Raw genomic sequence first — 7,271 nt, forward strand, 5'->3', positions numbered from 1 at the left:
ACCAGCGCCAATCCCGGCCTCCTGCCACACGCCGCAACGACGTGCACAGAAAAGCCGATCACGGCCACTGTCAACCATCAGCTGGGATCGAACTGTCAAGCATCACCCGGGATCGGACACAGCCCTCTGTCAGGCCAGAGTTACGGATTTCTCTACCTCATCAAGCCCCGGCTGCGCTCCGCTCCGCCGGGCGCGCTCCTGGCTCCGCTCCGCCACCGCTCCTGCCTTCGGCCCGCTCCGGCGGGCTGCGCCAACGCGCGCCCACGTGGAGAAGTCCGAGGCACGAGGGAGCTCCCGCACAGACGTCGGCGGGGCCGGTTGGCTCCGAGACTTTAGGCAGCCACCATGGGGCGAGCCTCGAAGATCATGGCCCCAACGTCGTGCTTTAACGGGCAGGTCCACAGACTGCCCGACTCGCCGGAAGCTTAAGGGGCCATGATCACTCGCCCCATGGCAGCTCCCGCCCAAAGTCTCGGAGCCAACCTCCCAGCGTTGTCGACCGCAGGTCGGTGGGCACCAGTGGCGAGTGGCCTCACCTGGGCGTATACGATCCCCGGCCATGAAGCGTTCGATGATCGCGCTGGTCAGCGCAGGAGCAATCACAATCGCCCTGGGCGGCTATGCCGTCGGAGCGACGCAGCACGACGACGCGTCCGAGCAGTCGACCACGTGCGCGCAGGCGAACCAGGACTTCGAGGCGCGGGCCGGCCAGTTCCGGAAACAGCAGCAGCGGATCGCGAAGGGGGGAGACACCATCAGGCAGTACGAGATCGCCACGGCACGGCTGAGGATCCTCAGCACGATCGTGCGACAGAATCCGACCTGCTTCGACGCCGGAACGCGCGCGACAGCGGCGTATCTCCAGCAACACCCATCCTCGAGCCAGGAAGACGCGGCCGCATGCGAACTCGCTGGCATCCCTTCCAAAGACTGCACAATCTCCGTTGACTGACATGAGCGTCTGCCGTTCGAAGGCCCCTGGAGGCGCCCGGTGAACACCACCACTTTCCTGCTGCGCGACGCGCTGGGCCTTGGTGCCGGTCTGGTGCTCGTGTGGGAGCTGAACCGCCAGGCTTCGGGACCGGGCTGGAGGAAGCCACGGGTCTTCACAGCTGTGGGGGCTGGGCTGCTTGCCGCGCTGCTGGCCGCCTACGCCTAGAGGGCGCCAGTCGACGTGCCCCTCTCGTGCCCGTTCGGTCGGGAAACAGCGGGGAGCCACGGGCACTAGTGGACACTGGCCATGAGAACGGACCCTGACCGATTTACCTGGTCAGGGTCCGTTTCTGCTGCCGGTGGGTGTGGGATTTGAACCCACGGTGACATCGCTGCCACGACGGTTCTCAAGACCGTGCGCTGGACGCGACCTGTCGACGCAGCCCCCACGCCCTGAACCGGCCGCTCGCAAAGATGCCGACGCCGAGGGACAGCGCGATCAGCAAACCCGAAGCTCCGCCTTCCAGAGTCGAGTGGCGGCCCTGGGCTGCCGAAGCCCCCAGAAAGACGACGATCACAGCGAAGGTCGCGGCCGACACGGCAAGGCCAATCGCCATTTCAGCCCACCACATCGCCTGCGTCGGTCGAGTCTTCATGGCGCAGTTGTACCTCACGCCTTCCTGCCGTACAGCAGCGAGGTACAGCAACCATCCCGACCGGGCCCAACCGCCAGCAGCCCTGCACGACCGTCCGACCAGCCGAGCAGACCCCAGCGACCGCCCCGCCCATAGTTCGCATCGAGGAGCAGCGAGGCGCAGGACCTTCAGTCGCGGCGGGCCAAGCGCTGAGACTCCGCAGCGGAGGTGTTCACCGTGTTGCAGCGCCGTACACCAGCATGGCCAGGCCGACAGCGATCACACCAAGGCCCTGGGCCAGTAGGCCATCGCGAACGGATCGTGGGCCCTTCTTCCGGAGCACCTTCCACCTCGCACGACGAGTAAAGAACGCGAAGATCAACATGAGTGTGCCGATAAGCAAGAAGCCTAGGCCTCCAGCTATCAGGTCGTCGTTGGTCTGCGGGGCATTGGCGAGAAGCACGCCGATCAGGGTAAGCCAGCGCAAGCGCTACCCCACCGCCACCCACCAACCTGCTCAGACCGCGTGCCCCTACCGTGCCCGTTCGGTCGGGAAACAGCGGGGGGCACGGTCGCTGGCGGACAACGCTCACGTGAACAGCCCCTGACCGAATTACCTGGTCAGGGGCTGTTCACCTGCGGCGGGTATGGGATTTGAACCCACGGTGACATCGCTGCCACGACGGTTCTCAAGACCGTGCGCTGGCCGCGGCTTGCCGACGCAGTCCCCACGCCCTGAAGCGGCCACTCACGAAGATGCCGACGCCGGCGGACAGCGCAATCAGCACGATGGAGGCGCCACCCTCCACGGTGACGTGACGCCCCTGGGGCGCCGATGCCCCGAGAAAAGCGCTGATCCCGGCAAAAGTCACGGCGGCTACGGCAAGGCAGATGGCCATTTCAGCCCACCACATCGCCTGCGTCGGTCGAGTCGTCATGGCGTAGTTGTACCTCACGCTCCCGCGCCGTAGGGCAGCAAGGTCCAGCAACCAGACCCAGCAGACCCCAGGGACCGTCCCACCCGTAGTTCGCATCGAGAGGGCTGCGGACTTCACGCACCCGTCAAATGTGACCCGCTGGGTTACCTGAATCACCAAAGCCCCGCCGACCGCATGATCAAGCTCACGGCACGTGCCACGGCCGTGCCAGAACGGGCGGGGCACCACGGAGAGCGGCGGATACTGGCGTGGTCCGGGAACGAGAACGACCCCTGACCAAACTTGCTGGTCAGGGGCCGATTCCCGTTAGGGTGGCGGCGCCAGGATTCGAACCTGGGAAGGCGAAGCCGGCAGATTTACAGTCTGCTCCCTTTGGCCGCTCGGGCACACCGCCGGGTTTGCTGCCCCTGAGCCTCGCTTTCGCGGTGCTCCCTGGCAACGACGTAAACGATACCTGATGCTCGGGGATGCTTCGCCACCCAATTGATCGACGCTCGGGGGGAGGGGGGTGGCTAGTGCTGTGACCGGATAGGTTCGCCGGGGCCAGCTCGATCAGTCCGATCGCGCCGCTTCCCACCGCCATGAGGTTTGGCGAGGAAGGCCGTCGAGGCCCCCGCGACCGGTGCACCAGAGAAGTACCTGGGTGGGGTCTCCGGGCGGGGCGGCAGGGAAGAGCCGGTTGAGTACGGCTGCGCTCAGCGGCGCTGGTGGTAGCCAGTCCACGGACAGCCCCTGCGTGATGTCGTGGGTGTGCAGCAGCGTTTCGGCCACGCCCATGGCTGCGAACCCCTCGGGGTCGCACGGACCCCAGTGCCAGGCACGCAAGGTCGGGTCGGCCACGGCCAACGCGCTGCTGAGTAGCCTGCCGCAGGCGGTGGCGGCCTGGAGCACCTCAACCGGTGAGGCGGTGGGGCGGACGTTCAGGTCGAAGGGAAGGTAGGCGTCGGCGGGCTGTGCTGCCAGCTGTCCTGCGTAGGCCAGCAGGTCATGGCCGATATGCGCTGCTGTTTGCCAGCAGGTCCATTCGAGCGGCCCCGCCGGCACCGTCCAGTCCGCGGCGGTATGAGGGCTGAGTATCCGCAGCATCTCTGCCACGGCGGCGTCGACGTCCTGATGGTTCATGCGGAACTCCTCGCGGTTCGTGCTGTGCGACTGGGCTGTGACGGCTGTCGCTCCTTCACGCCGCCAGGGATCTGGCACGTCCGCCCCAGCGGATGCCCTTCTCGCTGCGGATACGGGCGCGTTCCTTGCGCTCGGCGGCCAGGACGTCGCGGTGGCGGGCGTTGGCGTTGCGCCAGCGCAGGTAGGCGTGCAGGGCCTGGGTCTGCACGGTGTGGTTGGGGTAATTCGAGTTGGCGATGGTGAACTGCCGCAGCGGCCCGAAGTGGGCCTCGATCGGGTTCGCCCACGAGGCGTAGGTCGGTGTGAAACACAGCCCGACCTTGTGTTTCTTCGCCCAGCGTCGGATGTCGGTGCCCTTGTGGGCGGACAGGTTGTCCATGATCACGTAGATCGGGGCGCCGTCCGGGCGGGCGGCGCGGATCGACTTCAGCGCGGCCAGCGTGTTCACGGCGCCCTCCTTGCGGCGGTTGATGCCCCACAACGTGTCGTCGCCGACCGAGTAGCAGCCGTGGAAGTACCGGACTCCATGGGTGCGGTGGTAAGTGGCCGGCAGCCGGTCGGGGCGCCCTTGTCCGGCCCAGCCCGAGCCCGCGGTGGGCCGGATCCCGAGCGGGCCGAACTCGTCGAACGCAAAGACCCGGTCCGGGAAGCGGTCCAGGACTTCCTCGATGCGGTCGAGCTTGGCGTTGCGCTCGGGGTCCGGGGACTCCTTCCACGCCTTGGTGCGCTGGAAGGTGATGCCGCGGCGGGCGAGCAGGCACCGTAACGCCTCGCGGCCGATGTGGATCACCCGGCCGTGCACTTTGCGCAGGTAGGCGACCAGCGGGTGAACGGCTGGCCGAACTTGACCGGTCGGGTGGTGGCCGTCGCGATGACGAAATCCTCGTCGTCATGGCTGAGTGGGCGGGGACGGTCTCCCGCCCACTGAGGGTCCAGGCAGGCCAGGCCGATCTCGTTGAACCGGTGGATCACGTCCCGGACTGTGTCCTCGTCGGCCTGCACCAGCTGGGCGATCACCGGCACCCGGTTCCCACCGGCCGAGGCCAGCAGCATCATCGCCCGTCGGTAACGCACCGAACTGGTGCTACCCCGGCGCACGATCTGCTGCAGCTTCTGCCCCTCCTGGTCGGTCAGTCTGCGCACACGGACAGGATCAGCCACCGCGCCTCCAGCGATCGGGTCGGATGTCACCTCACATCCAACCGCCACGACCACCGACCCGGCGAACCTATGCGGTCACAGCACTAGGCTTATACGGATGCGGCCGGAGGCCTACGCCGGGCTCGACGGCCGCCCCTACGCACCCCGATACAAGGAGCCACAGGACATGGCCGACTCCAGTTTCGACATCGTCTCGAAGGTCGAGCGGCAGGAGGTCGACAACGCCCTCAACCAGGCCGCCAAGGAGATCTCGCAGCGCTACGACTTCAAGAACGTCGGCGCCTCCATCTCCTGGTCCGGCGAGAAGATCCTCATGGAGGCGAACTCCGAGGAGCGGGTGAAGGCCATCCTCGATGTGTTCGAGACCAAGCTGATCAAGCGCGGCATCTCGCTGAAGTCGCTGGACGCCGGTGAGCCCCAGCTCTCCGGCAAGGAGTACAAGATCTTCGCGACGATCGAGGAGGGCATCTCCCAGGAGAACGCCAAGAAGGTGGCGAAGATCATTCGCGACGAGGGCCCCAAGGGAGTGAAGGCCCAGGTGCAGGGCGACGAGCTGCGCGTCAGCTCGAAGAGCCGTGACGACCTGCAGGCCGTTCAGGCCCTCCTCAAGGGCAAGGACTTCGACTTCGCCCTGCAGTTCGTGAACTACCGGTAGAACGCCCGGCAGGCGGCGTGAAGCGGCCGCGGGAGCGGCCGGCGGCGTGAGGAGGGGCGGGCACCCGGGGTGCCCGCCCTTCTCGCCCTCCGGCCGCGGTCCCGGCGCCGTGGGCTCAGCGGCGCGAGTCGCCGAACAGGATGCGGTAGAGGATCAGCAGCACGAGCGAACCGCCGATGGCGGCGACCCAAGTGGCACCGTCGTAGAAGTGCTTGCTGACGGGGTGGTCCAGCCAGCGGGCCGATATCCAGCCGCCGACGAACGCGCCCACGACGCCGATGACGGTCGTTCCGACGAAGCCTCCCGGGTCGCGCCCCGGGAGCAGGAACTTGGCGATGGCTCCGGCCAGCAGTCCCAGAATGATCCAGCTGATGATGCCCATGTCCTGAGCCTGCCCTTCCGTCCTGTGATCACGCTGCCCCGGCCCTGTGATTTCGGTCCGGGCGGGCCGTGCGCGCGCTGTCCGTGTCCGGTGCGGGTCACGTCCGCCGATGACGTGTCGACGCCGTACCGATGAACAGGACGCCTCCGTGGCTCCAACCGGTTGCGGCGATCAGTAGGGTGCGGCGCATGACGACGTCCGGGCCCGAGTTGCGCCGCACGCTGGGAGTCGGTGACGCCGTGGTCATCGGACTCGGCTCGATGATCGGTGCCGGGATCTTCGCCGCGCTCGGCCCCGCCGCACGGGCGGCCGGATCCGGGCTCCTGCTCGGACTCGCGGTCGCCGCGGTCGTCGCCTACTGCAACGCGACGTCCTCGGCCCGGCTCGCCGCCCTGTACCCCGCTTCCGGCGGCACCTACGTCTACGGGCGCGAGCGGCTGGGAGCCTTCTGGGGATATCTGGCGGGCTGGTCGTTCATCGTCGGCAAGACGGCCTCCTGCGCGGCCATGGCGCTCACCGTGGGCGCGTACGTCTGGCCCTCGCACGGACACGCGGTGGCCGTCGCCGCGGTGGTCGCCCTGACCGCCGTGAACTACGGCGGCATCCAGAAGTCGGCCTGGCTGACACGGGTGATCGTGGCGGTGGTCCTGGCGGTCCTCGCTTCCGTGGTGGTGGGGTGTCTCGGGTCCGACGCCTCCGATGCCGGACGGCTGGGCATCGGACTGTCGTCAGGTGCGGGCGGGGTGCTCCAGGCGGCCGGTCTGCTCTTCTTCGCGTTCGCCGGATACGCGCGGATCGCGACGCTCGGCGAGGAGGTGCGCGATCCCGCGCGCACCATTCCGCGGGCGATCCCGCTGGCTCTGGGCATCGCGCTCACGGTGTACGCGGTGGTCGCCGTCGCCGTCCTTTCGGTGCTCGGGTCGGCGGGTCTGGGGCTCGCCCCGGCTCCGCTGGCGGACGCCGTGCGGGCGGCCGGGCTGCCGGGGCTCGTGCCCGTCGTGCGGGTGGGGGCCGTGGTGGCCTCGCTCGGCTCTCTTCTCTCCCTGATCCTGGGTGTCTCGCGGACCACGCTGGCCATGGCCCGCGACCGTCATCTGCCGGGCGCCCTGGCCGCCGTGCATCCCCGCTTCCAAGTCCCGCACCGGGCGGAACTGGCCGTGGGGGCGGTGGTCGCCGTGCTGGCCGCGACCGTGGACGTGCGCGGCGCGATCGGCTTCTCCTCCTTCGGTGTGCTGGCGTACTACGCGATCGCCAACGCCTCCGCCTGGACGCTGAGCCCGGCACCGACATCGCGGGTCGTGCCGGTACTGGGACTCCTCGGCTGCGTGACGCTGGCCTGCGCCTTGCCGGGCGTCTCGGTGGTCGTGGGCGCGGCCGTCCTCGCGGTGGGGGCGGCGGCGTACGGCGTGCGGCTGTGGGCGGCCTCTCGCTGAGGACTGCCCGGA

The 7,271-nt window shown here is 68.3% G+C and carries 8 protein-coding genes, 3 tRNA genes and 1 pseudogene; 4 read left to right on the forward strand and 8 right to left on the reverse strand.

Translation table 11 applies throughout. From position 1 onward, the window contains the following. Positions 1 to 559: 559 nt before the first annotated feature. Both CW362_RS42015 and CW362_RS43655 read left to right on the forward strand, forming a co-directional pair. Positions 560 to 952, forward strand: a complete 393-nt coding sequence (locus CW362_RS42015) for a hypothetical protein (RefSeq protein WP_162684426.1) — start codon at positions 560 to 562, stop codon at positions 950 to 952. A 39-nt stretch (positions 953 to 991) separates the two neighbouring features. Next, positions 992 to 1,159, forward strand: a complete 168-nt coding sequence (locus CW362_RS43655; RefSeq protein ID WP_162684427.1) for a hypothetical protein — start codon at positions 992 to 994, stop codon at positions 1,157 to 1,159. A 134-nt stretch (positions 1,160 to 1,293) separates the two neighbouring features. Here the strand turns inward: CW362_RS43655 and CW362_RS43660 are convergent. From CW362_RS43660 to CW362_RS42040, 7 genes and pseudogenes are all read right to left on the reverse strand, one after another. After that, positions 1,294 to 1,381 (reverse strand) — tRNA-Ser (locus CW362_RS43660). Then, a complete protein-coding gene (locus CW362_RS42020) occupies positions 1,341 to 1,589 on the reverse strand; it encodes a hypothetical protein (protein ID WP_162684428.1) in 249 nt (82 codons plus the stop codon). The genes CW362_RS43660 and CW362_RS42020 overlap by 41 nt, the downstream gene beginning before the upstream one ends. A gap of 616 nt (positions 1,590 to 2,205) precedes the next feature. After that, positions 2,206 to 2,291 (reverse strand) — tRNA-Ser (locus CW362_RS43665). Further along, a complete protein-coding gene (locus CW362_RS43670) occupies positions 2,258 to 2,506 on the reverse strand; it encodes a hypothetical protein (protein ID WP_162684429.1) in 249 nt (82 codons plus the stop codon). Before CW362_RS43670 ends, CW362_RS43665 begins: the two co-directional genes overlap by 34 nt. Before the next feature lie 312 nt (positions 2,507 to 2,818). Next, a tRNA-Tyr gene (locus CW362_RS42030) sits at positions 2,819 to 2,900 on the reverse strand. 158 nt (positions 2,901 to 3,058) lie between these two features. Then, the gene (locus tag CW362_RS42035; protein WP_103554852.1) at positions 3,059 to 3,628 is read right to left on the reverse strand and encodes a maleylpyruvate isomerase N-terminal domain-containing protein; all 570 of its coding nucleotides are present in this window, start codon (positions 3,626 to 3,628) and stop codon (positions 3,059 to 3,061) included. Positions 3,629 to 3,683: 55 nt separating this feature from the next. After that, positions 3,684 to 4,789: pseudogene (locus CW362_RS42040) on the reverse strand (IS630 family transposase). A 166-nt stretch (positions 4,790 to 4,955) separates the two neighbouring features. Here CW362_RS42040 and CW362_RS42045 point away from each other — a divergent pair. Further along, on the forward strand, positions 4,956 to 5,444 hold the full coding sequence (locus CW362_RS42045) for a YajQ family cyclic di-GMP-binding protein (protein WP_037627493.1): 489 nt from the start codon (positions 4,956 to 4,958) through the stop codon (positions 5,442 to 5,444). A 115-nt stretch (positions 5,445 to 5,559) separates the two neighbouring features. Here CW362_RS42045 and CW362_RS42050 read toward each other — a convergent pair whose 3' ends face one another. Beyond that, entirely contained in the window at positions 5,560 to 5,826 is a 267-nt protein-coding gene (locus tag CW362_RS42050) for a GlsB/YeaQ/YmgE family stress response membrane protein (RefSeq protein ID WP_103554853.1), read from the reverse strand. 188 nt (positions 5,827 to 6,014) lie between these two features. Here CW362_RS42050 and CW362_RS42055 point away from each other — a divergent pair, with 188 nt between their 5' ends. Further along, a complete protein-coding gene (locus CW362_RS42055; protein WP_103554854.1) occupies positions 6,015 to 7,259 on the forward strand; it encodes an APC family permease in 1,245 nt (414 codons plus the stop codon). Positions 7,260 to 7,271 lie beyond the last annotated feature (12 nt).

Source organism: Streptomyces populi, assembly GCF_002911015.1.
Taxonomy (GTDB): Bacteria; Actinomycetota; Actinomycetes; order Streptomycetales; family Streptomycetaceae; genus Streptomyces; species Streptomyces populi.

Bases quoted from the DNA above. Each gene is read 5' to 3' on its own strand.
- CW362_RS42050 (WP_103554853.1), bottom strand. From the start codon at position 5,826: ATGGGCATCATCAGCTGGATCATTCTGGGACTGCTGGCCGGAGCCATC.
- CW362_RS42020 (WP_162684428.1), bottom strand. From the start codon at position 1,589: ATGAAGACTCGACCGACGCAGGCGATGTGGTGGGCTGAAATGGCGATT.
- CW362_RS42015 (WP_162684426.1), top strand. From the start codon at position 560: ATGAAGCGTTCGATGATCGCGCTGGTCAGCGCAGGAGCAATCACAATC.
- CW362_RS42045 (WP_037627493.1), top strand. From the start codon at position 4,956: ATGGCCGACTCCAGTTTCGACATCGTCTCGAAGGTCGAGCGGCAGGAG.
- CW362_RS43670 (WP_162684429.1), bottom strand. From the start codon at position 2,506: ATGACGACTCGACCGACGCAGGCGATGTGGTGGGCTGAAATGGCCATC.
- CW362_RS42055 (WP_103554854.1), top strand. From the start codon at position 6,015: ATGACGACGTCCGGGCCCGAGTTGCGCCGCACGCTGGGAGTCGGTGAC.
- CW362_RS42035 (WP_103554852.1), bottom strand. From the start codon at position 3,628: ATGAACCATCAGGACGTCGACGCCGCCGTGGCAGAGATGCTGCGGATA.